The organism is Aristophania vespae (assembly GCF_009906835.1).
Classification (GTDB): Bacteria; Pseudomonadota; Alphaproteobacteria; order Acetobacterales; family Acetobacteraceae; genus Aristophania; species Aristophania vespae.
The window spans coordinates 151,534-177,332 of record NZ_CP047652.1 but is presented as its reverse complement, the minus strand read 5'-3'; the positions used below and the strand labels follow the sequence as shown (position 1 = coordinate 177,332).

17 protein-coding genes, 1 tRNA gene, 2 pseudogenes and 1 riboswitch are annotated in these 25,799 nt (G+C 45.1%); of the genes and pseudogenes, 8 read left to right on the top strand and 12 right to left on the bottom strand.

The features are described 5' to 3' along the window. Positions 1–73: 73 nt before the first annotated feature. Together GT348_RS00835 and GT348_RS00830 are read left to right on the top strand one after the other, a co-directional pair. Positions 74–148 (top strand) — tRNA-Thr (locus GT348_RS00835). 199 nt (positions 149–347) lie between these two features. Next, on the top strand, positions 348–1,082 hold the full coding sequence (locus GT348_RS00830; protein ID WP_160618125.1) for a restriction endonuclease: 735 nt from the start codon (positions 348–350) through the stop codon (positions 1,080–1,082). 38 nt (positions 1,083–1,120) lie between these two features. Here the strand turns inward: GT348_RS00830 and ahpF are convergent, their stop codons facing one another. Further along, entirely contained in the window at positions 1,121–2,686 is a 1,566-nt protein-coding gene (gene ahpF / locus GT348_RS00825) for an alkyl hydroperoxide reductase subunit F (protein ID WP_160618124.1), read from the bottom strand. 132 nt (positions 2,687–2,818) lie between these two features. Then, the gene (gene ahpC, locus GT348_RS00820) at positions 2,819–3,385 is read right to left on the bottom strand and encodes an alkyl hydroperoxide reductase subunit C (protein ID WP_160618123.1); all 567 of its coding nucleotides are present in this window, start codon (positions 3,383–3,385) and stop codon (positions 2,819–2,821) included. A 183-nt stretch (positions 3,386–3,568) separates the two neighbouring features. On the opposite strand from ahpC, the gene GT348_RS00815 reads away from it, so the two are divergent. Beyond that, positions 3,569–4,507, top strand: a complete 939-nt coding sequence (locus GT348_RS00815; RefSeq protein ID WP_160618122.1) for a hydrogen peroxide-inducible genes activator — start codon at positions 3,569–3,571, stop codon at positions 4,505–4,507. 90 nt (positions 4,508–4,597) lie between these two features. Here GT348_RS00815 and putA read toward each other — a convergent pair whose 3' ends face one another. The 5 genes from putA to GT348_RS00790 form a co-directional block, all read right to left on the bottom strand. Beyond that, positions 4,598–8,233 carry a bifunctional proline dehydrogenase/L-glutamate gamma-semialdehyde dehydrogenase PutA gene (putA, locus tag GT348_RS00810; RefSeq protein ID WP_160618121.1) on the bottom strand — a complete coding sequence of 1,212 codons (3,636 nt, stop codon included), beginning with the start codon at positions 8,231–8,233 and terminating at the stop codon, positions 4,598–4,600. Between the two features lie 223 nt (positions 8,234–8,456). Next, complete coding sequence (locus GT348_RS00805) at positions 8,457–9,125, bottom strand: glutathione S-transferase (protein ID WP_160618120.1); 669 nt, start codon at positions 9,123–9,125, stop codon at positions 8,457–8,459. Next, entirely contained in the window at positions 9,034–10,212 is a 1,179-nt protein-coding gene (gene mnmA / locus GT348_RS00800; protein WP_160618119.1) for a tRNA 2-thiouridine(34) synthase MnmA, read from the bottom strand. Before mnmA ends, GT348_RS00805 begins: the two co-directional genes overlap by 92 nt. Positions 10,213–10,236: 24 nt before the next feature. Next, complete coding sequence (locus GT348_RS00795) at positions 10,237–10,551, bottom strand: ferredoxin family 2Fe-2S iron-sulfur cluster binding protein (RefSeq protein WP_160618118.1); 315 nt, start codon at positions 10,549–10,551, stop codon at positions 10,237–10,239. Between the two features lie 136 nt (positions 10,552–10,687). Continuing rightward, the gene (locus GT348_RS00790) at positions 10,688–11,797 is read right to left on the bottom strand and encodes a cysteine desulfurase family protein (RefSeq protein WP_160618117.1); all 1,110 of its coding nucleotides are present in this window, start codon (positions 11,795–11,797) and stop codon (positions 10,688–10,690) included. 305 nt (positions 11,798–12,102) lie between these two features. Between GT348_RS00790 and GT348_RS00785 the strand changes: the two genes are divergently transcribed. Both GT348_RS00785 and tyrS read left to right on the top strand, forming a co-directional pair. Next, positions 12,103–12,771, top strand: a complete 669-nt coding sequence (locus GT348_RS00785; RefSeq protein WP_160618116.1) for an alpha/beta hydrolase — start codon at positions 12,103–12,105, stop codon at positions 12,769–12,771. Between the two features lie 20 nt (positions 12,772–12,791). Continuing rightward, positions 12,792–14,048, top strand: a complete 1,257-nt coding sequence (gene tyrS, locus GT348_RS00780; protein ID WP_160618115.1) for a tyrosine--tRNA ligase — start codon at positions 12,792–12,794, stop codon at positions 14,046–14,048. A 50-nt stretch (positions 14,049–14,098) separates the two neighbouring features. Here the strand turns inward: tyrS and GT348_RS00775 are convergent, their stop codons facing one another. Then, positions 14,099–15,709, bottom strand: coding sequence for a heparinase II/III family protein (locus GT348_RS00775; RefSeq protein WP_160618114.1), 1,611 nt, complete (start codon positions 15,707–15,709; stop codon positions 14,099–14,101). A gap of 5 nt (positions 15,710–15,714) precedes the next feature. Further along, positions 15,715–16,368, bottom strand: a complete 654-nt coding sequence (gene rpe / locus GT348_RS00770; protein WP_160618113.1) for a ribulose-phosphate 3-epimerase — start codon at positions 16,366–16,368, stop codon at positions 15,715–15,717. Positions 16,369–16,515: 147 nt separating this feature from the next. Continuing rightward, positions 16,516–16,622: riboswitch (TPP riboswitch) on the top strand. 182 nt (positions 16,623–16,804) lie between these two features. On the opposite strand from rpe, the pseudogene GT348_RS00765 reads away from it, so the two are divergent. The 3 genes and pseudogenes from GT348_RS00765 to pnuC all read left to right on the top strand — a co-directional run bounded on the left by GT348_RS00765 (position 16,805) and on the right by pnuC (position 20,779). Continuing rightward, positions 16,805–19,052: pseudogene (locus tag GT348_RS00765) on the top strand (TonB-dependent receptor). A gap of 3 nt (positions 19,053–19,055) precedes the next feature. Then, positions 19,056–20,198, top strand: a complete 1,143-nt coding sequence (locus GT348_RS00760; RefSeq protein ID WP_160618112.1) for a phosphotransferase enzyme family protein — start codon at positions 19,056–19,058, stop codon at positions 20,196–20,198. A 2-nt stretch (positions 20,199–20,200) separates the two neighbouring features. Further along, positions 20,201–20,779 (top strand): nicotinamide riboside transporter PnuC, encoded by a 579-nt coding sequence (gene pnuC, locus GT348_RS00755; RefSeq protein ID WP_160618111.1) that lies wholly within the window; start codon positions 20,201–20,203, stop codon positions 20,777–20,779. Here the strand turns inward: pnuC and GT348_RS00750 are convergent. The 3 genes and pseudogenes from GT348_RS00750 to GT348_RS00740 all read right to left on the bottom strand — a co-directional run bounded on the left by GT348_RS00750 (position 20,776) and on the right by GT348_RS00740 (position 25,797). After that, positions 20,776–21,132, bottom strand: coding sequence for a hypothetical protein (locus GT348_RS00750; RefSeq protein WP_236646528.1), 357 nt, complete (start codon positions 21,130–21,132; stop codon positions 20,776–20,778). The two genes, pnuC and GT348_RS00750, sit on opposite strands and share 4 nt — an antisense overlap. Before the next feature lie 29 nt (positions 21,133–21,161). Next, positions 21,162–22,637, bottom strand: coding sequence for an efflux transporter outer membrane subunit (locus tag GT348_RS00745; RefSeq protein WP_160618110.1), 1,476 nt, complete (start codon positions 22,635–22,637; stop codon positions 21,162–21,164). Further along, positions 22,627–25,797: pseudogene (locus GT348_RS00740) on the bottom strand (efflux RND transporter permease subunit). The gene GT348_RS00745 and the pseudogene GT348_RS00740 overlap by 11 nt, the downstream one beginning before the upstream one ends. Positions 25,798–25,799 lie beyond the last annotated feature (2 nt).

The following is a 25,799-nucleotide window of genomic DNA, read 5'->3' as shown; positions in this document are numbered from 1 at the left end:
TCATCCTGGCCGCAAAAATTTTGCTTCGCCCGTTGCAGGAATGCGCCCTCTTCTGTATATCGTCCCCTTAGAAGCCGACATAGCTCAGGGGTAGAGCAACTGATTCGTAATCAGTAGGTCCTCGGTTCAAATCCGAGTGTCGGCACCACTCTCCTTTTTATGCTATTATATGAAATGGGCATAATTGCCTAATTATTGATTGGAAACGATTATTTCCAATGAGGATATCGAGTTTTTTTTTCGTTTTAGTTACTGCTTATTTTTTCCTCTTTTTCACTCATGATTATAACTTTTATAATTTTAATTTAGGTCTTTCTGTAAAAAACTATTTTTACGAAACGAAAACCTTGCCGCCAGATTTACCTTTAATAAGTCTGGCATTTATCATTTTACTAAAAATAACAAACCGCTTTACTCAAAAGCGTAAAGCATGGCGGCTTATAAAACAGCTTATTCATTATTATGCTGGAAATCTTGCCATCAAAAGGCAACAATCCCTTACACTCGATTCTTATGGCAAGGTGCAAAAAAGGCTCTGGAACAAAGAATGCCTTTATTTTTGCAACACGCAAATTCTTCCACTTCTGAAAAAAGAAAGACTCTCTTCTTATTGGCCCCGCTTCGAAAAAAGGACCTTGCATTACATCGAACGACAGTGCCGTAAATACGACAAAACTTCTGCTCGTTCTCCTGTTTTTGCCAAAGCCTTGCAGGTTACGACAAAAATGGATCCATTAGAATATGAGCGACTTTGTGCAGAACTTTTAAAGCAGAGTGGATGGAAGGCATATGTTACACCTGTAGGTAGCGACCAAGGTACAGACGTCATCGCAACACGTAACGGTGTTATGATGGTTGTCCAATGTAAATTATATAGTCGCCCTGTCGGTAATAGAGCTGTACAGGAAATTATAGCAGCACGTGCCTATCATCATGCTCAGCTTGCTGCTGTCGTAACAAATTCACGCTATACACGTCATGCACACCAACTTGCTGCCAGCACTGGCGTGCACCTTTTACATCATCGTGACTTACAAAATTTTACTGAGAAAAAAACGCTAGCAACTAAAACTCTGCTTTGAGGGGCAATAATTCATTATTGCCCCTTAACATGCGTGACTTAACTTTTGTGAGGTACGCGAATCATATAATCAAAGGCTGATAATGCTGCCTTCGCACCTTCACCTACCGCTATGACAATTTGCTTATAAGGCACTGTTGTGACGTCACCAGCGGCAAAAATACCTGGAACCGTTGTGCGGCATCGCTCATCAATCACAATCTCACCGGCTGGGGAAATCTCTAAAACGTTTTTGACCCAGTCAGAGTTTGGATCCAGACCGATCTGGACAAATAGGCCTTCGACGTCGAGCTGTTGCTCAGAGCCGTCTTCTTTATTCTTCCAGACCAAACCAGACATTTTTTTACCATCACCCACGATTTTCTGCGTCACGGCGTTTTTAATAACCGTTACATTAGGCATGGTTTTAAGTTTATCCTGTAACACCTGGTCAGCTTTGAGAACCGAACTACGCTGCAACAACGTGACGTGAGACACGATTCCCGCCAGATCAATAGCCGCTTCAACGCCGCTATTTCCTCCTCCAGCAACAGCAATAGAGCGTCCTTTAAAGAAAGGACCATCACAGTGAGGGCAATAAGCAACGCCACGTGTCCGGTAGTCATCTTCACCCGGGACATTAAGAGAGCGGATACGGGCCCCTGTCGCTATAATGATAGTACGTGCCTTTAAATGAGCGCCATTTTCCAAAATGACCTCGTGTAAGGCACCCTCTTCTTTGGCAGGAACCAACTGCGCTGCACGTTGCGACCCCATAATGCGAATATCATAACGACGCACATGCTGCTCTAAATTCTGAGCTAGAAGAGGGCCCTCAGTCTCTGGCACAGAGATAAAATTCTCAATCCCAGATGTGTCTACGACCTGGCCACCAAAACGCTCTGCCACTATGCCTGTACGCAACCCTTTACGCGCGACATAAATCGCTGCTGCTGCCCCGGCTGGACCAGACCCCACAACAAGGGTATCAAATGGAGCCTCATCATTAAGAGACTCAACAGCACGAGCAATCCCGGCAGAGTCAATTTTAGCTAGAATTTGCTCAATATCCATCCGGCCTGTGGAGAAAGGTTCTCCATTTAGAAAGACCTGTGGCACAGACCGTATATCACGCTCTTCTACTTCTTGAGGAAATAGCCCACCATCAATAGCTGTGTGACGAATTGCCGGATTTAAGACGCTTATTGTGTTGAGAGCCTGCACAACGTCTGGGCAGTTATGACAAGAAAGCGAGAAATAGGTCTCAAAATGATAGCTACCTGTCAGCGAAAGAATGCGCTCTTTTTGGGCCTCTTCAATTTTAGGCGGATGCCCTCCAACCTGTAAGAGCGCCAAAATGAGAGACGAAAATTCGTGGCCTAAGGGAATACCTGCAAAAGTAACCCCTATATCCGTTCTGTCACGTTTAATGTCAAAAGACGGACGGTGCTTGTTTGTACCGCCTTCTTTAAAAATTATCTTGTCAGAGAGTTCGGAAATTTCTATAAGAAAATTACGCATTTCGACTGATTTTGAGTCATCTCCAAGGGACGACTCGAGCGAAATGTTCTGCCGAATATGTTGGAGATAGCCTCTTAATTGTATTTTTAGGTCATCAGTCAGCATTTTTACCTCGGAAAAATTGGGGAATGGCCACTCCCCATATTAGACACAGCGAAAAAAGGGCGTGCCAACTCCCCAGCGGCACGCCCTTTTCGTGTGTGGTTTAAGCCACCCACGAAAGCTTAGAAACTAAGCTTAGATCTTGCCGATAAGGTCAAGTGATGGTGATAAGGTTGTATCGCCTTCTTTCCATTTTGCAGGGCAAACTTCACCTGGATGAGAAGCTACATATTGTGCTGCACGGACTTTATCAAGCAATTCTGTAGCGCTACGACCAACGCCACCAGATGTAATTTCGATGTACTGGATGCGACCTTCTGGGTCGATCAAGAACGTACCGCGCTCAGCAAGATGGCTACCATCATTGATAAGAACGTCGAAATTCTGCGCGATAACGCCAGCTGGGTCACCCACCATGACATATTTTACTTTGCCAATAGCTGGGGATGTATCATGCCATGCTTTGTGGGTGAAATGCTTGTCTGTAGAAACAGAATAGATTTCCACGCCGAGTTTCTTAAATGTTTCATAATGATCAGCTAGATCTTCGAGCTCTGTAGGGCAGACAAATGTGAAATCTGCTGGGTAAAAGAACACGACAGACCATTTTCCACGCAAATCAGCGTCAGAAACTGTAATAAATTTACCATTATGAAAGGCTTCTGCCTTAAAAGATTTTACCTGGGAACCAATAGCAGGCATTGCTACTCTCCTTGTTAAAAAGATGAACAACGTTGCGACACAGCGAACGTTCCTAAAGGGAACAACTTGAGACGTTAACTGTCAAGATACGACTCTGTACCCTATACCGTCTTTAATAGAAGGTTTATAAGAAGTGGTGGCCATCCCCTTCCCCTTCAAGATAAGACACCCTATTTAAAAACCATGTCCTATGTTCCACTCTCTGGTTTATCCCTCCGGGATATTGAATATGTGGTTGCTGTAGATGATTTACGCAACTTTTCTCGTGCAGCAGAACGTTGTGGTGTCAGCCAGGCTGGCTTATCCGAGCAAGTACGCAAGCTTGAATTTTTACTCAATGTCACGCTTTTCGAGCGCACACGACGTCATGTAGCGCCTACTCCAGATGGGGAAAGGTTAATTGGTCTGGCACGTGAAGTTCTTGCCTCTGCCCGTAGGCTGCTAGAAGTGGCCCGCGCTTATACGGGACCACTTGATGGATTACTCCACATAGGCGTTATTCCAACAATAGGACCTTATTATATCCCTTCATTGCTGCCCGGATTACGCGAATCCTATACGCAGCTCAGTTTAAGACTAAGTGAATTAACAACCGAAAATCTTGTTAATGCCTTGCGCCAGGGTGAGCTTGACCTGGCTATTATGGCACCAACAAACTTAACGTCTCATTTTGAGCAAAGTACGTTATTTGAAGAGCCTTTTTTAGCCGTCTTTCCGCATGATCACGAATTAGCACGCAAAGAAATTATCACGCTAAAAGACTTGGCAAGGCCAGACCTTCTCTTACTTGAAGATGGTCACTGTTTGCGTGAACAAGCTCTTTCCATCTGCCCAACAGATTTTCGACCTCAAGAACAGCGTCTGGCCACAAGCCTAGAAATGCTTTGGCATATGATAGGAGCAGGAGAAGGATTTTCTCTTATTCCACGTCTTGCGCTAAAACATCGTTCAGAATTGCAAAATTTGGTTTCTGTACGCCCCATTAAAAATGCCGAGGCTAAACGGACAGTGAGCCTGATGTGGCGCCCCTCTGACCCCAGAGCTGCTTCGTTTAAAGAGCTGGCAACTTTCCTCCGGGACAGAACACCAGAGGGATGCACAGCCCTCCCCAGTTCAGACTAGAACAGTATAAATTAGCCTTTTTAGCCAAGTTATCGGCTTAAGAAAGCTCCACCTTCTCCTCCTTTTTATAAGAGGAGAAGGTGATTAGCCTTAAATTAAAGCCATCAACCGCGCATTACCGCCTGCGGCTGCCGTATTGGTGCTTACATGTCTTTCTTCTAGCAACCATTCTGGACGCAGGCTGTTACCATCACCGATATAAATAACAGGTACAGCCTGTTTCGGATCTTCTAAAAGCTCGCGAACAATCTGCCATAGAGCATCATTGCTTGATTCAGACAGGATGAAAGAACTGGCTCTTATGTCAGCCTTATTCTTTACGACCGTAATTTCCTCTCTAAGAACTTCAGGAAGCGTTTTAAAGCTGGATAATAGCTCTGGCGCCGCAAGAATAGAAATGGAGTTGCCACAGCTAATAGCGTAACTTATCAGCTTTTTAAGTCCATCTTCTGTCTCTGCAAGAATAAGGGCACGCCCCCTTGGTAAAAGAGAATAAATATTCGTTTCACCTACGGGAGATGGCATTTCCAGGGTCAAATTCAGCAGGCCATGTTCCATCCAAGGAGCAACCTCCTTAGCCAAGGCGGCATTATCTGCTCTCAACCATAGCTGCCAGCTACGTGCCATTGGCGATAATTCTTTTGTCCGGGCTAAAGGACAAAGAGGTGCCTGAGATAATTGACGCCGCACCGCTAAAGGACCACCGGCTTTAGGCCCTGTTCCTGACAGGCCACGGCCACCAAAAGGCTGCACTCCAACAATGGCGCCCACCATATTCCGATTAACATAGATGTTACCGGCTTCGATCTTATCAACGAGCTTGTTAATCGTTGAGGAAAGACGGCTATGTATGCCAAAAGTCAATCCATAACCTGATGCATTAATATCCTTTATGAGCGCGTCAAGACCGCGACGATGGTAGCGCAACACATGAAGAACTGGCCCAAAGACTTCTCCACCAATCTCCTCAACAGAGTGAACTTCTATCAAGGTTGGCGGCACGAAGAAGCCTTCTTCGGTTTCCCCTTCTACCAGGGGTGTTGAATAAACATCATGTTTTTTATCTTGAAAGGCACGAATATGTGCCATGATGCTATCGCGGGCGCGTTCGTTAATAACGGGTCCAACATCGGTTTTTAAACGACCGGGCGCTCCTACACGTAGCTGGGCCATTGCACCTTTGAGCAGAGGCACAACACGAGGGGCTGCATCTTCCTGAATACAAAGCAAACGCAAGGCCGAGCAGCGCTGGCCTGCGCTATCAAAAGCAGAGTTAACAATATCAATGATAGCTTGTTCAGGCAGAGCTGTTGAATCCACGATCATGGCATTCAAGCCGCCAGTTTCGGCAATAAATGGCACTGGCTGACCATTGCGCCCTAACCGACCCGATAAATGACGGGCAATCGATTGCGCTACCGCAGTTGATCCCGTGAACATCACTCCTGCAATACGTGGATCAGATACTAATTCTGTCCCTATATTGCTTCCTTTTCCTAGCACTAATTGTAGAGCTTCTGCCGGAACACCAGCTTTATGCATCAATTTTGTTGCTTCAAAAGCAATTAATGATGTTGATTCTGCTGGTTTTGCTAAGACACTATTACCCGCTGCTAACGCTGCTGTAATTTGTCCGAGGAAAATCGCTAATGGGAAATTCCAGGGGCTGATGCAAACAACCGGACCTAAGGGACGATGGGTCTCATTGTCAAAATCAGCTCTAATCAGACTTGCATAATAGCGCAGAAAATCTACTGCTTCTCGCACTTCTGCAACAGCATTGGGATAAGACTTACCCGCTTCCCGCACAGCCAAGGCCATAAAAGAAACGCGGTCTTCCTCAAGAAGGTCAGCCGCTTTTTCTAAAATATCCGCGCGCTCTGCCGGAGTACGCCCTGCCCAACTGTCACAGGCTTTGGCGGCTTCCTCGATAGCGCGATGTACATCTTCTTTAGACGCATCGTGTAATGTACCGACAACATCTTTCTGATCTGCCGGATTAAGAACCGATTGTATCTCCGTTGAGGGAGGACATCCAATAATCAGCGATGTTGCGTGGCTTTTCTCTGGGGTTTTAGCCAACGCATCTCTTAACTGTTGTAAAACAGCCTCATCATTTAAATCCATCCCTTCAGAGTTTTTACGCTCCTGCCCATAAAGATCTGAGGGGGCATGAATAATAGGGTGTCTGCTTCCTAAAGGCTGAATTGCTTTTGTCTGTTCTGCGGGATCTTCAATAAGTTTTTCAATTGGAATGGAGCGATCACCAACCAAATTAACAAAAGAAGAATTTGCACCATTTTCAAGCAAGCGACGCACAAGATACGCAAGGAGTGTTTCATATGTCCCAACAGGAGCATAAATACGGCAGGGACGGTTAAGCTTCTTGGAACCAACAACTTGCCCGTAAAGGGTCTCACCCATGCCATGTAGGCACTGGAACTCATAACGTCCTATTGAAAAGTCAGGACCTGCCAGAGCATAAATAGAGGCTAATGTGCGCGCATTATGTGTTGCAAATTGTGGGAAAATCTCATCAGGCGCATCTAATAACTTCTTTGCGCAAGCAAGATAGCTGACATCTGTATGACATTTACGCGTAAAGACAGGAAAATCGACCGCACCATCAATTTGCGCTTTTTTGATTTCGCTATCCCAATAAGCTCCTTTTACCAAACGAACCATAATGCGGTGCTTGGTACGACGCGCTAAATCAATAATAAAATCAAGAACGGCTGGTGCACGACGCCCATAGGCCTGCACAACAAAACCAATCCCATTCCAGTCTGCCAGTTCAGGATCTTGGCAAAGAGCCTCTAAAAGATCGAGAGAAAGCTCCAAACGCTCACTTTCTTCTGCGTCGATATTAAGCCCAATATCATAATGACGCGCCCGAACAGCAAGTTCTTTTACAATCGGCAACAACTCTTCTAAAACGCGATCACGTTGCGCGCGGCTGTAACGAGGATGAAGCGCTGAAAGCTTAATCGAAAGACCAGCCCTCTCATAAACCCCATTACCACGTGCATTTTTACCAATAGCCTCTAATGCTGCATGATAATCTGCGCGGTAGCGATCGGCATCAGCTTGATCAAGCGCAGCCTCACCAAGCATGTCGTAGGAATAAGTAAATCCTTCATCTTCCTGCTTGCGCGCAACATTAAGGGCTTGCTCGATAGTTTCACCCAAAACAAACTGCCGCCCCATCATTTGCATAGCTTGGCGCATGGCAATACGAATAAAAGGCATGCCACGACGGTGAATCATACCGTGAACTAATTTAGCACGATTTGCAGGTGCAATAATCTTGCTCGTGAGTGACAATCCCCAGGAAGCCGCATTAATAATAAGCGGCTGGCCAGCCCCCATATGAGAGATCCAGTCTCCCAAAGTAACCTGGTCACGAATCAGTTCGTCGCGTGTTGCCTGATCTGGTGTTCTTAAAAGAGCTTCTGCCAGACTCATCAAAGCCACCCCTTCTTCAGAGGCCAGGCTAAATTCCTGTACTAACTGCTCAACAATGCCAGGGCGCCGCTGATTACGAAGACTGCGCGCTAACTTGAAAGCAACCTCTGAAGCGATGGTTTCTTGTTCTTGATTCAGCTCAGCCTGTGCCAATAGTGCTTTAACACACTCTTCTTCCGAACGGCGTGTTTGTTCAGTAATACTGACCCTTAATTCAGAACGCTTGGGAAGGGTTTCGAAAAGATCTGGAAGATACGCCATAACTCACAACCTGCATAGCAACGTCGCCAAGACTTCTCTCCAGCTAAAGCTGAAGACCGACTAATAAGCTAATCTCACCATAATTAGGATGGCTTTGTCTATATTTCGTTACAGCTAAATAATGTTTTTTTACGTCATAACGCCTGATAATCTCTTTTAGACGTTTTCAAAACGTAATGTGCCAGCCCAGGAACGTTTCAAATCTCTATGAAATATAAGAATTTTATGTGTAAGAAAGGCGCCATTCATCTGGCTCAGCTTCTGCTTTTGCAACCCATTCTTGCATAAGGGGGTGGGAAAGCCCTCTTTCGACCCATTTATTAACCTCTGATGGAAGAAAGGGTTCAAGTTTATATTGCTTGATCCGTAACATGACAGGGCCGTACATGGCTTCTACGATGCCAAATTCTGAACCAAAAAGATAATATGAAGGGCTGCCATCTCTCAGCAGGGCTTTGAGAATGACGTCACCTAAAAGAGTAAGATCAGTTTTTAAGTTTTCTTTTTCTTCATCGGACAGAGTCTCAGGAAAAGCGGGACTTCGTCCTATATCCATAGGACATAATTGGCGCAAATGACGAAACCCGGCATGCATTTGTGCACTGATACTTAAAGCATGTGCCCGCGCCTTTCTTTCTTGAGGCAAAAGCGCAGGGCAAAACTCGGCACAATAGAGGCCAATAGCCAAACTCTCCCAGATATGAGCCCCATCATGCTCTAAATAAGGCACTAAACGATTGGGAGACCGTTTATGGATTTCAACCGTTTGTCCCTTTCCTTTTAAAGGAATCACTTCTTCTTCAACGTCCAGACCAGCTAAACGAACAGCTAGCCATCCTCTTAATGACCAGGAGGAATAACGGCGCGACCCTAGAAGAAGTTTGCCCCCCATTACGACATTCCTTCTGAGGTAATAAACCCCCGCCCAAAACACGAGAGCCGTCATAAAACACACAGGCCTGGCCCGGCGCTGGCAAAGCAGGCTCGGCCAAAATAACTTCTGCCCGATTTTGCTCCAAAGGACGCACATGGGCATCTCTTAGCCCTTCTCTAGCTCTTAATTGCACACCGCAACTCATGCCATCCTGAGAAGGAGAAATAAGCCAATTCATATCCCGCAGGATGATGCGCGTTTGCTGGCCTTTAACATCTAAACTAGAACGTGGCCCTACAATGATGCGACGCTTCGGCACATCAATACGCGTAACGACCTGGCGCTCACCAACGCTTGTATGAATATCACCAAGGCGCTTGCTTTGCCCTACCGTATAACGTGCAACACCTTCATGCTGGCCAAGGACATTGCCTTTTTCATCTACAATTTCGCCAGGACCCTTAATTTCAGGGCGCATCTCTTCGACGAGGCCTACATAAGACCCTTTTGTAACAAAGCAGATATCCTGGCTATCAGGCTTATCGGCAATTTCTAATCCAAGTTCTGTAGCAAGTGCCCTTACTGCTTCTTTATTAGGCATATCCCCCAAAGGGAAACGCAAGAAGTCTAACTGCTCCTGCGTCGTGGCAAATAAAAACCAGGACTGATCCCGACCAGAATCGACAGGACGGTGCAGTTCGTTACGCTCCGCACCTTCTATCCGCCTTACATAATGACCAGTAGCCATAGCTTCGCAGCCCAGATCTCTGGCCATACCTAAAAGATCGGTAAATTTCACACCCTGATTACAAGCCACGCAAGGGACAGGCGTTTCGCCTCGTGCATAGGCATCGGCAAAATTCTCTATGACACTATCACGAAAACGATTCTCCGCATCAATCACATAATGCGGAAAGCCAATACGGTCTGCGACAGCACGTGCATCCATAATATCGCGTCCTGCACAACAGGCGCCTGTTTTTACAGGACCACGATAATCATAAAGCTGAAGTGTTGCCCCAATAACCTCGTGGCCTTGTTGTTTTAAAAGTGCAGCTACAACAGAACTATCGACGCCGCCGGACATGGCCACAAGAATACGCATGGTTTTTTCTATTTCACCTTAAGATTAATTAGATTTAGGCAGATGAACGACTAACCCATCTAGCTCTTCAGTCATTACAATCTGACAGCCCAGACGAGAGGTTTTTTCCAGCCCAAAAGCAAGATCCAACATGTCTTCTTCGTCATCGGTAGGAGGTGTTAGCTTATCGGCCCAGACAGGATCTACAATAACATGGCAAGTTGCACATGCTAGTGACCCCTCACAGGCGCCTTCAAGATCAATATCATGCTCATGAGCAACTTCTAAAACAGACAAACCTAATTTAGCATCAACTTCACGGCGTGTACCATCCTGTTCAACAAAAACTATATGAGGCATAGTCTCTCTTAGCTCCACTCTCTTGAGTCTCTGACTCACTCAATAATTGATCAGAGATTTAAAATATTAATGAATGTCTCACGGGTAAAACGTCTTAATGCAAGGTGCAAGTTTTCTAAGACAAACATGCTTCATTTTACCCCTTTAACAGGCGCTGAGTCATATCGCGATACGCTTTTCCAAAAGACTCAATGGCGTCAGGCTGTATATTCCAGGGCAATGAAATACGTATCGCCTGCCCCGCTTTCTCTCCTAATCCCATTGCTTGAAGAACATGAGAAGATGAGACTTTTCCCGAAGAACAGGCAGATCCCGCCGATACACAATATCCTGCAAGATCAAGCATCATAAGCTGTGTTTGGGCAGAGACCCCAGGTAAAACAACAGATAATGTATTTGGCAAACGTGCGAGGCCTGCATTAAGGCTCTCACCACCAGCTTCCTGGATAACAAGTTCTAATTTGTCTCGCAAATTTCTAATGGGTTCCCAATTTTGTTGGCTCGATTCTTTTAAAGCTGCGGCCATGCCTAAAATATTAGCCAAGGCTGGCGTTCCGCCTCTGCGGCCCCGCTCCTGGCCTCCACCGGTAAATAAAGGCGCTATAGGAATATCTTCAGCCAAGATGAGTGCCCCTACCCCTTTGGGTCCACCAAATTTATGTCCAGAAATAGCTAAACTGGCGCTTTCAATCGCTGTAAGCGACAATGCTAAACGCCCTATTATTTGTACGGCATCAATATGTAGGCGAGCCCCATAGTCTCGGCAAAGGCGTGCGGCATCTTCTAATGGAGATAAAATTCCAGTTTCATTATTAGCGGCCATAATACATACCAAACTTGGCACGCCATCCTGAAGATATTGCCTCAATACGTCTAAATCGAGCAAACCTTGGGAATTAACAGGTAATTTTATCGCTCCCGGGGCACTCTGCAAAATAGCGTCATGCTCCGTAGCCCCAACAAGAATACGCCTTTTTTCAGCAAACCCAAAAGCATGAAGTGCCAGTGCATCTGCCTCTGTCGCTCCAGAGGTGAAAACACAACTCTCCCTATCTCTCTGAAAGTAAGAGGCTATGTTTTTGCGTGCTGTCTCCAGTGCCTGACGTGCCTGACGACCGTAATAATGCACCGAAGACGGATTCCCCTCCATATTCAGACCCTCTAACACAGCCTGACGCGCAGAAGGACGGAGTATTTCTGTGGCATTGGCATCAAGGTAAATAGGGGAGTCTATAGAAGGATGCATTTTGTCGCGAAAACCAAAATAAAATATAAAAACAAAGTAATTTTAGCGTTATCTGGTTCAAAAATCAGTCTTTTTTCAAAAGATTGAACAATTACGGGCTAAAATATGTCGATTTTAGTAGAAATTTAGGCCTTTAACCCGATATACAGCTTTTGCCTAGTGAAAAACATATGCTTTCTCATAAGGCACATATCAATGGGGTCTTAATCCTCTTAATTGATTTTTTCCGACTATCTGCCTTAATCATGGGCTCCATTATTTACAGGACCCACTGGGAAACAGGCAGGTTATAGAATGAGAGACGAATGCCTGAAGTGATGTTTGCTGGCCCAGAAGGGCGGCTCGAGGGATGTTACCACCATTCTGAAAATGCCAATGCACCATTGGCCCTAGTTCTTCATCCGCACCCCCTGCACGGGGGAACAATGAATAACCGCATCACCTACACGATGTACCGCCGATTCCAGGAAATGGGCTTTTCAGTCATGCGGTTCAATTCCCGCGGCGTAGGTCGGTCTCAGGGCCGTTATGATGGCGGTATTGGAGAAATTTCCGACGCAGCCGCTGCCCTCGACTGGATGCAAATGGTAAATCCAAACTCTACTGAGCTTTGGATTAGTGGTTATTCTTTTGGTGCTTTTGTAGGTATGCAACTTCTAATGCGCCGGCCAGAAATTAGCGGGTGGATCAGCATTGCCCCCCCAGCAAATGACTATGACTTTGGTTTCCTGGCACCATGCCCGTGTAGCGGCTTAATGATTGCTGGCGGCAAGGATACCATGGCGCCAGAAGGCAGTATTCGTAAGGTTGTTGAAAAACTCAATACACAAAAGAATGTCACTGTCGATTATCGTATTTTTGACCAGGCCGATCATATTTTTGCCAAACAGGCTGATCTGGTTGCAGATGCTCTTGAAGATCACGTGCTTGTCCGTCAGGCTGAGTTCCGCGCGACCGCACAGGCAGCAGGTTAAAATCTGAGAGAGTTTGCTCAATGACGTTTGATTTCTCGCCCAAAAGCTCTTTTTTACAAGAAGCTAAAGCCAGGGGCATGATCTTCCAATGTACTGATCCTCAGGGCCTTGATGAGGCACTGCTTGCTGGGCCGATTACGGCTTATATTGGTTTCGACCCAACGGCTGATTCTTTGCATATTGGCAATGCTTTATCGATTATGATGCTGCGCCTACTGCAAAAACATGGACATCGCCCCATTGCGCTCATGGGGGGTGGTACAGCGAAAATAGGTGACCCCTCTTTCCGTGATGAAGCCCGTTCGCTTATCTCGGCAGAAACAATTGCCCATAATCTTGCTGGCATTGAGCTTTCTCTTAAACAGTTTTTGAACATTGATGGTCAAAAAGTCGTTCTTGCTAATAATGCTGACTGGTTAGATCGCCTTTCTTATCTTGAGCTATTGCAAGATGTGGGTGTTCAGTTTTCTGTAAGCCGGATGCTTTCTTTTGAAAGTGTCAAACAAAGATTAGACCGTGAGCAAGGTCTGACCTTTTTGGAGTTTAATTACTCCATTTTGCAGGCTTATGATTTTCGTGAGTTAAACCGGCGCCATAAAGCCGTCTTGCAAATGGGAGGATCTGACCAATGGGGCAATATCGTCTCAGGAATAGATCTGGCCCGTCGCACAGATAATGCAAAATTATTTGGCCTGACTACACCTTTGGTCACAACATCTTCTGGTGCCAAAATGGGTAAATCAGCCAAAGGGGCCCTTTGGGTTCGTGCTGAAAAACTACCTATTTTTGATTACTGGCAATTTTGGCGCAATACTGAAGACGCAGATGTGGGGCGTTTTCTTAAAATGTTTACTGATCTTCCTGTTGAAGAGTGCGAACGACTCGGCAGCCTTGAAGGTGCTGATATTAATGAAGCCAAAAAAATTCTCGCTACTGAAGCCACAGCCATTTGTCATGGCCGCGAAGCCGCTGATGAAGCTGCACAAGCTGCTAAAAGGATTTTCGAGCAGGGAGCACTTCAGGCAGCTTTGCCAGAAAAGCAGCTTGAAAAGTCTTTATTTTCAGAAAGTGGCCTTCCTGCCTTTCGTCTTCTGACAGAAGCAGGACTTGCTAATAGCGGTGGTGAGGCAAGGCGTTTGATTCGCGGCGGCGGTGCCCGTTTAAATGATCAGGCTATTGAAGACGAGAACCTCATCATTACCAAAGATTATTTTCAAGATAATGTGCTCAAACTTTCTTCAGGTAAGAAAAAACACATTCTCATTCGTCTTATATAATCCGTGATCAAAAGAGAGGGGCATCTTTTTAAAAGACAAGCCCCTCCTTTTCAGTCAGGTACTCGCTCAAGCACCCAAATAATTTTCTGTCGGCGCAACAGTTTTTTTGCCTGACTATCTATTGTCTTGCCTGGTTCGGATAAGAGAACAATTTGGCGCGTTTTTTCTGGACGTCTCTGACCGAGATAAAGGTCATCTTCTACCTTTAATTTGCCCCCGTTTTGTCTAAACCTCCAAATAGAACCCTCAGCGTGTAAAATAACATCTTCGTCTTCTTGCACAACACGAACACTGGGATGGATGTGAAATCTTATTTTAAAAGAAAGATCACGCTCCCCTTCGACAACCTCTTGACCTCTAAGATCCTCACCATCTGCGCCAAGATAAAGGCTTCTGGACCAGACAGCACCTAAAGGTGCATGAAAACCGTCATGGGAAAGATCAACCCAGTGAGCTTTTGCTGTGCTTTTATGGGCATAACTCACGTGAGAAGGCCGCCGGGTTATGTGGCCATCCTTACCAAACTCACTAGACGATTCTCCCTCGGCTGTTAGTGCATTATGTGCCGCTGTCACACGTAATGCCCCTTTCCACCCCCCACCAAGAGCCGAACCACAATTTACAAATAAACGCTGAGGACCATAGGAAAATTCAAATGATAATGTTCCTGCATGAGCGCGATAATCGAAACCATAAGGAGGGGGAACAGCTGCATCTACGAGCAAAAGAGAACGTCCCAAGGTAAGTCTTATAAACCCACCTTGCGGCAAAATAGGCGTAATGACCCTGTAGCGCTCTGCTCTCTCTAAAAGTGTCTGTATCTCTGACGCACTGCGCTCAAATGAGCCGTTAAAAAGAGCTAATTTTCCATCACCATGACAGAGGGCCCTCAAAACCGAGCATGTTTTTTCTAGAGCTTGCGAGACAATTGGAGGTGTTGAAATATGAAGCGCATTAAGCATCGAAACCAAGCTTAAAAGCTCTCTCACGATTTGAAACTGAGCTTCAGGGCTACGCTCAGTGACGGTTCCATCTGATAAAATGAGGCGCTCTAATTCAGGCTGTAAATAGCGCTGAAAACGTAATAAAAATCCCTGCTGTTCCGGCAAAACCATAAAAGCAGCCAAAAGACCACGCAAGGCCGCCAGCCCTTCCCATCCATGAGGAGGAAGTGGCAACAAAGCTGCTAAAATACGCCCTTCTTTTAGCATGACATCTAAAACACGTTTTTGCGTTTCTTCAGCAGCGGTCTCAAGGCAAAATTCATAATGAGCGAGCCAGTTTGCTAGTCTTTGGCCCATAATGACGCCGTCTTGCGCGATGTCATTTTGTTGTGGACGCTCACACCAGGCATTTATGAGCCCACGCGCGCAAAGACGTGCCTCATTTGTTCCTAATGCTTTTAAGTCACGCAACCACCCAAAAGTAAAAAGCACCTTTTGCAGCTCAGCCGGCCAGGATTCATGCCAGCCTTTCTGCGGAGAAATGGCATAGTCTTTTTGATCAAACTGGAAACGACCTTCAACCAGTAAAGCGCCTTGCTCTACATCCCCCTGCCCTAAATCTCGATAAACATAACTAGGTTTCACCGATGATTTATGATGGATAGGAAGATGAGCAACAGCAACCTTTAACCGACGCCATAAATTAACTTCGTTCATCAAGTTTATGATACATGAGAAAGCTTTACCAAACCTTCAATGGCTGCTTTACGATCTGGTTGTCCAAAAATAGAAGAGCCAGCCACCAGCATGGTAGCCCCCGCCGCTAAAACGCGCGGTGCTGTGTTTTGATCAATTCCCCCATCAACACCTAATATGATGGAACGACCACTTTGCTTGATCATATCAGCTAATGTGCGGATTTTTGGTAACTGGCTTTCCAAAAAGCTTTGCCCGCCAAATCCAGGATTAACGCTCATAACCAAAATAATATCGACAATATCCATTATTTGGGACAAAGCCTCAGGCGGAGTTGCCGGACAAATTGCAACACCAGCTTTGCAGCCTAGGCTACGAATCGTTTGTAATGTACGGTAGAGATGCGGATTATTTTCACAGTGAACGGTGATATGATCTGCCCCTGCCTGAGCTGTAGCCTCTAAATATGGGTCAACTGGTTCAATCATAAGATGAACGTCAAACTTGGCCTGACTATGTGGCCGCAACGCTTTAATAACGGGCATTCCAAACGATATATTAGGCACAAAATGCCCATCCATAACGTCCAAATGCAACCAAGGAGCGCTACTCACATCCTTTAGCTCATGACGCAAATTTGAAAAATCCGCCGATAAAAGGCTAGGTGCTATAATCGGCATGTTTGCTCCAATTAGCTTATAAAATAATTTTGAGGTATTCCCATAAATCTTATATTGTCCTTATTACAATGACTTACAAGATAGTATTGCCTTATTCCTGACATAAAAGCTTTTTCTGGACAGATTATTATCTTTGTTTTATCACTTTAGCGTTCCGAGGGGTGTCTCCTAACTGTGAGGCTGAGATGGTTATACCGGACCCTTTGAACCTGATCCGGCTCATACCGGCGAAGGGACAGGAATTAATGCTAAAATAGTCTGGAAATGTCTATTTAGCCCCTGAACTAACGTCGCGTCACCGGATCTTCCCCATCGTTTTTCGAGGAGAAGATTCTTGCGCACGTCTTTTATTTCTTATAGCTGTGTCGCTATCTTAGGTTTGTTACATTACAACTCTTCCTGGGCTAAAAGTAAGTCCTCTAACACATCGACGCAAATTAAAGATAACACCGTTACAGCGGCTAAAGTAGAGGTCATCACAACACGAAGCTCTACAGCAAATGTACGTGGTGGTGGTCTCATCCGTTCCCAACATGGAACACAGGCAAAGAGTGTTGTGGGGCGCCCTTATATAAATGTCGTTGCACCAACCAATAATGCTTACCAACTAGTAGCTCTGTTACCTGGTGCCAATGTGGCTATGTCAGACCCTTTTGGCATATCACCCCATGTTAATTTGAGTGTACGTGGTTTAGGTTCAAACTCTATTGGAGCTGTCCTTGAGGGCATGCCCATGAATGATCTGGCCTATTATGACATAGCCCCCGGACAATTTGCCGATACAGAAAATTACGCAGAAGTTGCCTTACAACAAGGCTCAGCTGATTTAGACAGCCCGGTTCTGAATGCTGTAGGGGGATTATTATCAATCCACTATCTTGATCCTTCTTTCAAATCAGGTGGATTAGCCTCTTTTTCTTATGGCTCAAATAATATGCGCCGTGGCTTTATTCGCTTGGAAACAGGTGAAATTGGTCAAACTGGTGTGAGAGGCTTCGTCTCTTATTCTAATAGCCATACAGATAATTGGCGCGGTGCCGGTCATGACACACGGCAACATGTGGATTTCAAATTCCTCAAAGAATGGGGAGAAGAAAATCGAGCTAGTTTTCTTGGCTCTTGGAACAGAGCCATTACAAGCTTTTACCCACAAGTTTCACTTGATGACTGGAAGCAAAACGGTATCCACAATAATTTAAATAAGCATTACGATAAGGCACATCCTCTTAGTAATGAAAATTACTGGAAGTTGTGGCGTGAACCGATGGAAACGCTTTATGTAGGAGCGCCGGTTCATGTAAAATTTGATGACGTTTTCTCTCTTGATGTCACACCATATGCCCAGCGTGCTTACGGAAGTGCACCTGGCGGTATGGTGCTCGAAAACGATAATATTTACTTAGGTCATGAGGCCATAGATCGGCCCTTACCCCTTCCAGAAGGGCAAGATGCGTCTCTTGTCCGTAGTGATTACAAGCAAAAAAGTTACCGCTCAGGTTTTACGGCGGCCTTACATGCAAAAGCAGGATGGAATAATTTTACTCTGGGCTACTGGTACGATTATTCCGACGATCATGAACAGCAAGCTTTTCGGTTTGTTGATGCAAATGGATCAGCAGGATCAATCTGGGGACATGGAAATCATATTCACCTAAAAGATGGCAGACGCCTTATAGGAGCTGATTTCCATACGACAGCCCAAATAAACGCCATTTTTATCGGTGATCATATCTCTCTTTTTCATGATAAACTGGCCATGGATATTGGCTTTAAGGAAGTCATGTTATCGCGGGTCGGCACAAATAATGTCCCAGGTCCGCAATATAATGTAAGTCAAAATAGCGCCAAACCTCTTCCACGTTTTGGATTAAGATGGAATATCACACCGCAGGATCAGCTATTTTTTAACGCAACTACAAATTTTCGCGCTCCAGCAGTAACAACTTATTACGACACTTACGATGTCACATCTCCGGGCCTTTGGGCAGAGGGACCACCAAACTAAAAAATGAATATTCAATCGCAGAAGAATTTGGATATCGCCGTACAGGAGACTGGATTACAGGGAGCATTACCTTTTTCAACTATAATTTTACCAACCGCCAAATTTCCACCATCATCCAGCAAAATGGCTCGCAAATTTCCTCGACTATAAATGCAGGGGACAAACATCCCGTGGTGTCGATATAGAATTAGGCACACGCCCCTTTCATCATTTTAGTCCCTATGCGTCTTTCGAGTATCTTCATGCAACGATTGATAATGACCTTCCCGTCAATGGTGACTATTTACCTACGGCAGGTAAAACAGCTGTAAGAAGCCCTCATGTGCAGGCGGCCATAGGGGTGCGTTATGATGATAGCCATGTTTTTGGATTATTCACTGCCCGTTACACTGGCAGGCAATATGCTAGTTTTATGAATGACGAAAGAATTCCGTCTTATATTACAGCAGATTTGAATCTGGGCTATCGCTTCGCAGATTATGACCGTTTAAAGCAGCCAACCTTAATGCTGAATTTTTTAAATATTACCAATCAGCATTATCTTTCAGGCGTGGCTTCCACTCAACTTAATGCTCATAATGTTGTCGGACGCCGTGGTGCAGTCATAGCAGGGCAGGCCCCGCAATATTACATAGGGGGCGGTTTTGCTCTTCTCTTCTCTGCACGATCAGGTTTCTAACCAATGACAAACTCATTAGGTATAGATGATAAGACCAGAGCAAGAGATTGGCCCTACCTTACAGAAAAAGAAGTCATACCTATAGTCAATGCTTATGGATTAAGCGCGGCTATCGACACTATAAGTTGGCACAGTCCAAGGCCTTTTTCTTCAGCAGGCTTGATCAAACTTACTAATGGCACTCAGCTTTTTCTCAAGCGGCAATCTCTTCTCATTCGTTCACCTCAGTCGCTACAGCAAGAACACAATTTTATAAGTCATCTAGTTCAGAAAAATTTTCCCGTTCTTCAGCCCTTAAAAAATAAGAATGAAAGTACGATTACCGTAACTAAAGAATGGGTTTATGAACTTTTCCCCCCGCTCCCTGGCCGGGACTTATATCGCGATACCATTTCCTGGGAGCCCTATCATTCAGAGGCTCAGTCTTTTTCTGCAGGGCAGTTATTAGCCCAGCTTCATAAAGCCAGTGCTTCTTATAAGTGTCCTCCTAAAAAAGACTGCCTTTTACTATCCACCCCTAAACCATTACTTTCATCTCACTTAAAAACGAGTTTGGAAAGCTGGATCGAAACCCAACCGCATCTTGCGGCAATATTAGAGAATTGGCCCTGGCAAGAAGAGCTCTTTACTTATTTAGAGCCTTTTCATGCCCAGTTACGCCCGTTTTTTAGTTCCATAACGCCGTTATGGGGCCATGGTGACTGGCATGGTTCAAATCTTGCTTGGAAAAATGATCAAGCCATAATGGCGTTTGACTTTGGGTTAAGTGACCAAAGCTTTGCAGCGTTTGACATAGCCATTGCAATTGAGCGCAGTTTTATTCGCTGGGTTGATATTAAAAATCCGAAAGCCGTTTCTTATGATTTGCTCTCTGCCTTTTTAAAGGGCTATACGCTTTCAAGACCCTTAACAAAAGACGAAAGAACTCTCATTAAAGTTAGCCTTCCTCTGGCACATATTGCTTTTGCTTTATCGGAGATTTCTTATTACGGCTTTTTTCTTAATGACCAGGCGGGAGCCGAAATTGCTTATAAGAAATATCTCATTGGCCATTTAAAATGGTTTTTGGCAAAAGATGGCCAATCATGCCTGTCTCACCTTGAGACAATTTTGAACTCTCTCCCCTCTACATCAATCAGTGAATAATCATGCTTGAATATATTGGCGTTTTTCTAAGCGCCACTGGTGTTTTCTTCACCACACGCCGTTCTTTATGGAATGGCCCTTTTGCAATGCTAGCCTGCCTTGTCTATGGCTGGATTTTTTTTAACGCCAAGCTTTATGCCGATATGGTTCTACAGGGGATTTTTTTTACCTCTACAATTTACACCTGGTACTCATGGATAGGGCAATATAAGAAGCAAAAAAGAGAGCAGCAGGACACGACATATTTAGTGCTGGAGCCACTTACACTCCCTGCTTTAATTATAGGAATGCTCTTCATCATCATAGGCACAAATTTATGGGGGTGGAGCCTTTATAAATGGACAGATGATCCTGCCCCTTTTATAGATGCTGGCTTAAGTTGTAGTAGCCTTTTGGCACAATATTGGACCGCAAAACGCTATCGTGCCAACTGGCTTTTATGGATTGTGATTGATACACTTTATTGCGGATTATTTATCAATCGCGCCCTGTATCCAACATCTGCCCTTTTTGCTGGCTTCGTCTTACTATCAATTTACGGCTATATAGAATGGGGCCGCAGAGCTAAAAATAAAATCTAAGACTCTCCGGAGAGTTTTTGAACACGTATGAGCTTGCCGGCTGCATTATAGTAAAAGATGACCTCTCCTTTTCTTTCAGCATAGCCGTCAGGTGAGCCGTGTTTAGTACGAAATAAAAGGCGTGATCTTTCAGGCTGCTCAACGACGTCATCGCCCTTTGGTACATAATGAAACATGCTAAAATCTGCATATTTATGCACTAATTGCGAAGAACGATAGAGCTGATCAAGGGTTGGTTTTTTCTTAACATCGCCAAAAGTCGGGGCGGAATCAGCAAAACTCACATGTGAGAGTGAGACTGAAGCAACACCAAGCAAGGCAGCACAAATTTTAAAAATAAGGGGCTTGCTCATGTTTCTCTATCCTCTCACTCTACATATATCTATTGAGCTACTTTTAGCACAGTTTTAGGAACTTGCTGAGGCTCAGTTTTTCGGCTCCACCCTCCCCCTAAGGCACGATAAAGCGTAACCATATTCTGGAAGCGGGCAGCTTGCACAATAATTTGTGATTGCTGGTCCTGATATAACTGCCGTTCCTGAACCAAAGTCGTCAAATAATCATCGATACCTGCACGAAAACGCATATAAGCTAAATCATATGCTTTTTTTGATTGTCCAACCAATGAACTCATATGGGTATCTTGCGTTTTATAAGTTTCACGCGCTGTCAAAGCATCTGAAACTTCTTTGAATGCCGTCTGCACTGTTTTTTGATATTGAACAGCAGCAGCCTGGGCTCTTGCCTTGGCAGAACGAAGATTACCTGTATTTTGCCCCCATGTTAATAAGGGTATGCTGATATTGGGCGAAACACTCCAGGTTTGAGCTATATTACTAAAGAGCTTTCGAAATTGAAGAGAGCTTGTCCCTTCAGAAGCTGTAAGAGAAACCTTTGGAAAGAAAGCAGCCCTAGCCGCACCAATGACAGCATTAGCCCCTTTAAGATTATGTTCAGCAGCCTGAATGTCAGGGCGTTGCAACAGCAGATCAGAGGGTAAACCTTCTGGTAAATCCCCAATCATTGTTTGCTGCCCCATGGGCGCAGGTGGTGGCAAATCGTCGGGCAAAGGCCTGCCTACAATAAGCTGTAGAGCATGTTCATCTATAGCAACAGCACGCGTTTGCTGAGCAATATCAGAACTTGTCTGCTCTAATTGTGATTGAACCTGCGCCAATGTCAAAGCATTAGCTTGGCCATGATCATAATTAAGCTGCGTAAGCTTCAATGTTGCTTCACGCGTTTTGTAAGTGCGTTGTGCTAAATCCAATAATTTTTTGTCAGAAAGCCACTGAATATAAGTCTCAGCTAATTGCGAAACTGTCGTAATCCATAGATTACGCAAATTTTCGGCAGCACTTAAGGTAAGCTCTTTCTCATTACGCGTGAGATTGCGTATACGGCCCCATAAATCTATTTCATAAGCAGAAAAGCCGATAGACGTTTGATAAAAACGTATCATACCCGCTTTCTCACCCTGCCCTGGAGCAAAAGAGAAACCGGCTGCGTCAGACGGGCTGTTATACATACCGTTTCCCCCCACAGAGATCTGAGGGAAAAGAGCTGCATTCTGGACCTGATACTGACCGCGTGCTTCAACAATCGCAGCCATTTGAGACGCTAAATCACGGTTATTAGTCAATGTCAGCTCAATAAGGCGCTTTAAGCGAGGATCTGTAAAGAAATCCTCCCATCCCAGATCAGTCACCTTACGCAAGGCTTTCTGATTCTGCGAGCTTGTATCAGCAGGATATTTGGCTGAAATTTTACCATCGGGGCGGTGATAATCTGGCGCCAAATTACATGACGCCAGCAAGAACAAACTACTCAGCCCAAAAGATGATGCTTTACGAAGCATTTTCTTGATCCCCTCCCTGGGCTAATTTTATTCTTTCTTCTTCAAGAGCCTGCTTTTCCGTTAAGCGTTTGACACGGAACAAGCGCAAAATAACGACAAAGAAAAGCGGCACAAAATAGATTGCCAATATAGTGGCCGTAATCATACCTCCGACAACGCAGGTGCCGATAGCAACACGTGCCGCCGATCCTGCCCCTGTAGCAATGGCAAGCGGAAACACACCACAGACAAAAGCAATAGAGGTCATCAAAATAGGGCGCAAACGCTCACGCCCTGCTTTTAACACGGCAACATCAAGTGTATCGCCCTTTTCCCAGAACTCTTTAGCAAACTCCACAATCAGAATAGCGTTTTTCACCGCAAGCCCAACGGTTGTTAAAAGACCAACCTGGAAGTAAACGTCATTACTCAAACCGCGCCCTAAAGTGGCCAAAATCCCCCAAGAACACCTAATGGCAACACTAAAAGGACTGAGATAGGAATAGCCCAGCTCTCGTAAAGAGCAGCAAGACAGAAAAGAATAACAATCACTGCCAGAGCATAAAGTGGCCCAGTCGCATTGCCCGAGGCATGTTCCTCAAAAGAAAGCCCCGTCCATTCATAACCAACGCCAGCAGGGAGTTCAGAAATAATCTTTTCCATTTCTGCCATAGCACGGCCAGAACTTACTCCCGCTGCAGGCTGACCCTGAATTTCAAAAGCACTATTACCGTTATAATTTTCCACCTTTTGTGGACCGACAACCCAATGCCCATCCACAATAGTGTTAAATGGAACCAGAAGTCGCTGATTATTACGAATGTACCAACGTGCTAAATCCTCTGGGCGCATACGCGCATAGGCCTCACCCTGAATATAAACCTGCTTAACACGGTCATTACGCGTAAACTGATTCACATAAATGGAGCCAAGAGCACCCTGAATTGTTGTGTTAATATCTTCGTTTGTAATCCCCTGAGCATTCGCCTTTTCACGGTCAAGATCCAACACATATTGTGGGGCATCTTCCATCCCCATGGGACGGACTGCCGAAAGTAGCGGGTTTTTGTTAGCCTTTGCCAAAAGCTGATTACGCGCTGCTACCATGGCAGCGTGCCCTATATGGCCGCGATCTTCCAGCTCGATGTCAAACCCGGTTGCGTTACCCAGCTCCAACACGGCAGGCGGATTAAGAGCATAGATTAATGCCCTGGATCACCAGCAAAATGTTTCATGATCTGGCTAGCAATATGCATTGTCGTATGTTCATAACCAGGACGCTCGTCCCAGGGCTTCATACGCACGAAGAATGCACCAGCACTCTGCCCCTGACCTGCAAAGCTAAAACCATTAACAGAAAAAACAGCTTCTACATCTTTGCCGTAAGTTTTGAGAATATAGTTTGAAATTCTATGATTGACTTCGGCAGTTTGAGCATTGGTTGCACCAGGGCGCATGGCAACCTGACCAAAGATCAGGCCTTGATCTTCATCAGGTAAAAAGCCATGAGGTACTTTGGTAAAAAGAAATGCCACAATAATCGTTAAAATACCGAAACCTATCATGCTCAGGCGTCGGTGATGCAAAATATGCTCCACCCCATTCACATAACGATCTGTGAAACGGCTAAACCATTTATTAAACCAAATAGCTGGCTTAAATTTTACTTCATGATGACCAGGTTTAAGCATTGAGCCGCATAAAGCTGGTGTCATGATCACAGCCACCACAACGGAAAGCCACATAGCTGCAACAATGGTGATTGAGAACTGGCGATAAATCACACCAGTTGAACCACCAAAAGCAGCCATTGGCAGGAACACCGCCGTAAGCACCAATACGATACCAATAAGAGCACCCGAAATCTCATCCATAGAAACGCGTGACGCTTCCTTGGGAGAGAGCTTTTGCTCTGACATAACGCGCTCAACGTTTTCGACAACCACGATGGCGTCATCGACCAACAGCCCCACCGCGAGCACCATTGCAAGCATGGTCAGGGTGTTAATGGTGTAACCCAGAGCTGCAAGCACCGCAAATGTGCCCAGCAACACCACAGGCACCGCAATCGTAGGAATAAGGGTCGCTCGAAAATTCTGTAAAAAGACCAACATCACAATGAAGACGAGCGCGATCGCCTCAGCCAGCGTTTCTACGACTTCACTAATAGAATGGGTGATGAATGGCTCAGTATCTAACGGATAAACAAGTTTAAGCCCTGGCGGAAAAAACTGTGACATTTCGTCAAGTTTTTCACGGATAGCGGTTTCAGTTGTCAGCTGATTTGCCCCAGGAGCCAACTTGAGGGCCATAGCCGCAGCAGGTTTATTATTATAAAATGCCGTGGTGGCGTAATTTTGTGCGCCTAACTCTGTACGAGCCACATCCTTTAAGCGAACCTGACTTCCGTCTTTTTGAACCTTTAAGAGAATCTCTTTGAACTGATCGGGGTTATTAAGGCGCGTTGGACCAATAACGGTAGCATCAAAACCAATATTTTTTGCTGCCGGAAGCCCCCAAGCTCACCCGAAGAAACCTGAATATTTTGATTTTCAATAGCTGTTTTAACATCAGCAACTGTCAGCCCATAATTAAAGAGCTTATCAGGATCGAGCCAAACACGCATCGCATATTCGGCACCAAAAATTTGGTGATCACCAACACCTGAAACGCGAGATAATGGGTCAGAAATATTAGACGCAATATAATCCGCAATATCATAATTGTTCATGCTACCATCGGTAGAAATGAACGCCAGAACCATCATGAAGTTTTTAACAGCTTTGGTAACGCTAATACCCTGTGCTGTAACTTCCTGTGGCAAGCGCGGCTGCGCTAATTGAAGCTTATTTTGTACCTGCACCTGAGCAATATCTGGATTAGTGCCCTGCGCAAAGGTGATATCAATTTCCATATTGCCGCTTCCATATGAGGAAGCGGACATATATTCCAAATGATCGATACCGGTCATTTGTTGCAAAATAGGCTGAACAACGACGTTATTAACCGTATCTGCCGAAGCTCCAGGATAAGTAACCGTGATTGCAATCATAGGAGGCGCAATACTTGGATATTGCGCGATTGGCAGCTTGAAGATGGAAACACCACCCACAAGCATAATAATCAGGCCGATCACCCATGCAAAAATCGGACGATCAATAAAATAACGAGACAGACCCATCA

Coding starts and splice junctions, on each gene's coding strand:
- ahpF (WP_160618124.1), bottom strand. CDS start 2,686: ATGCTGACTGATGACCTAAAAATACAATTAAGAGGCTATCTCCAACAT.
- ahpC (WP_160618123.1), bottom strand. CDS start 3,385: ATGCCTGCTATTGGTTCCCAGGTAAAATCTTTTAAGGCAGAAGCCTTT.
- GT348_RS00815 (WP_160618122.1), top strand. CDS start 3,569: ATGTCCTATGTTCCACTCTCTGGTTTATCCCTCCGGGATATTGAATAT.
- putA (WP_160618121.1), bottom strand. CDS start 8,233: ATGGCGTATCTTCCAGATCTTTTCGAAACCCTTCCCAAGCGTTCTGAA.
- GT348_RS00805 (WP_160618120.1), bottom strand. CDS start 9,125: ATGGGGGGCAAACTTCTTCTAGGGTCGCGCCGTTATTCCTCCTGGTCA.
- mnmA (WP_160618119.1), bottom strand. CDS start 10,212: ATGCGTATTCTTGTGGCCATGTCCGGCGGCGTCGATAGTTCTGTTGTA.
- GT348_RS00795 (WP_160618118.1), bottom strand. CDS start 10,551: ATGCCTCATATAGTTTTTGTTGAACAGGATGGTACACGCCGTGAAGTT.
- GT348_RS00790 (WP_160618117.1), bottom strand. CDS start 11,797: ATGCATCCTTCTATAGACTCCCCTATTTACCTTGATGCCAATGCCACA.
- GT348_RS00785 (WP_160618116.1), top strand. CDS start 12,103: ATGCCTGAAGTGATGTTTGCTGGCCCAGAAGGGCGGCTCGAGGGATGT.
- tyrS (WP_160618115.1), top strand. CDS start 12,792: ATGACGTTTGATTTCTCGCCCAAAAGCTCTTTTTTACAAGAAGCTAAA.
- GT348_RS00775 (WP_160618114.1), bottom strand. CDS start 15,709: ATGAACGAAGTTAATTTATGGCGTCGGTTAAAGGTTGCTGTTGCTCAT.
- rpe (WP_160618113.1), bottom strand. CDS start 16,368: ATGCCGATTATAGCACCTAGCCTTTTATCGGCGGATTTTTCAAATTTG.
- GT348_RS00760 (WP_160618112.1), top strand. CDS start 19,056: ATGACAAACTCATTAGGTATAGATGATAAGACCAGAGCAAGAGATTGG.
- pnuC (WP_160618111.1), top strand. CDS start 20,201: ATGCTTGAATATATTGGCGTTTTTCTAAGCGCCACTGGTGTTTTCTTC.
- GT348_RS00750 (WP_236646528.1), bottom strand. CDS start 21,132: ATGAGCAAGCCCCTTATTTTTAAAATTTGTGCTGCCTTGCTTGGTGTT.
- GT348_RS00745 (WP_160618110.1), bottom strand. CDS start 22,637: ATGCTTCGTAAAGCATCATCTTTTGGGCTGAGTAGTTTGTTCTTGCTG.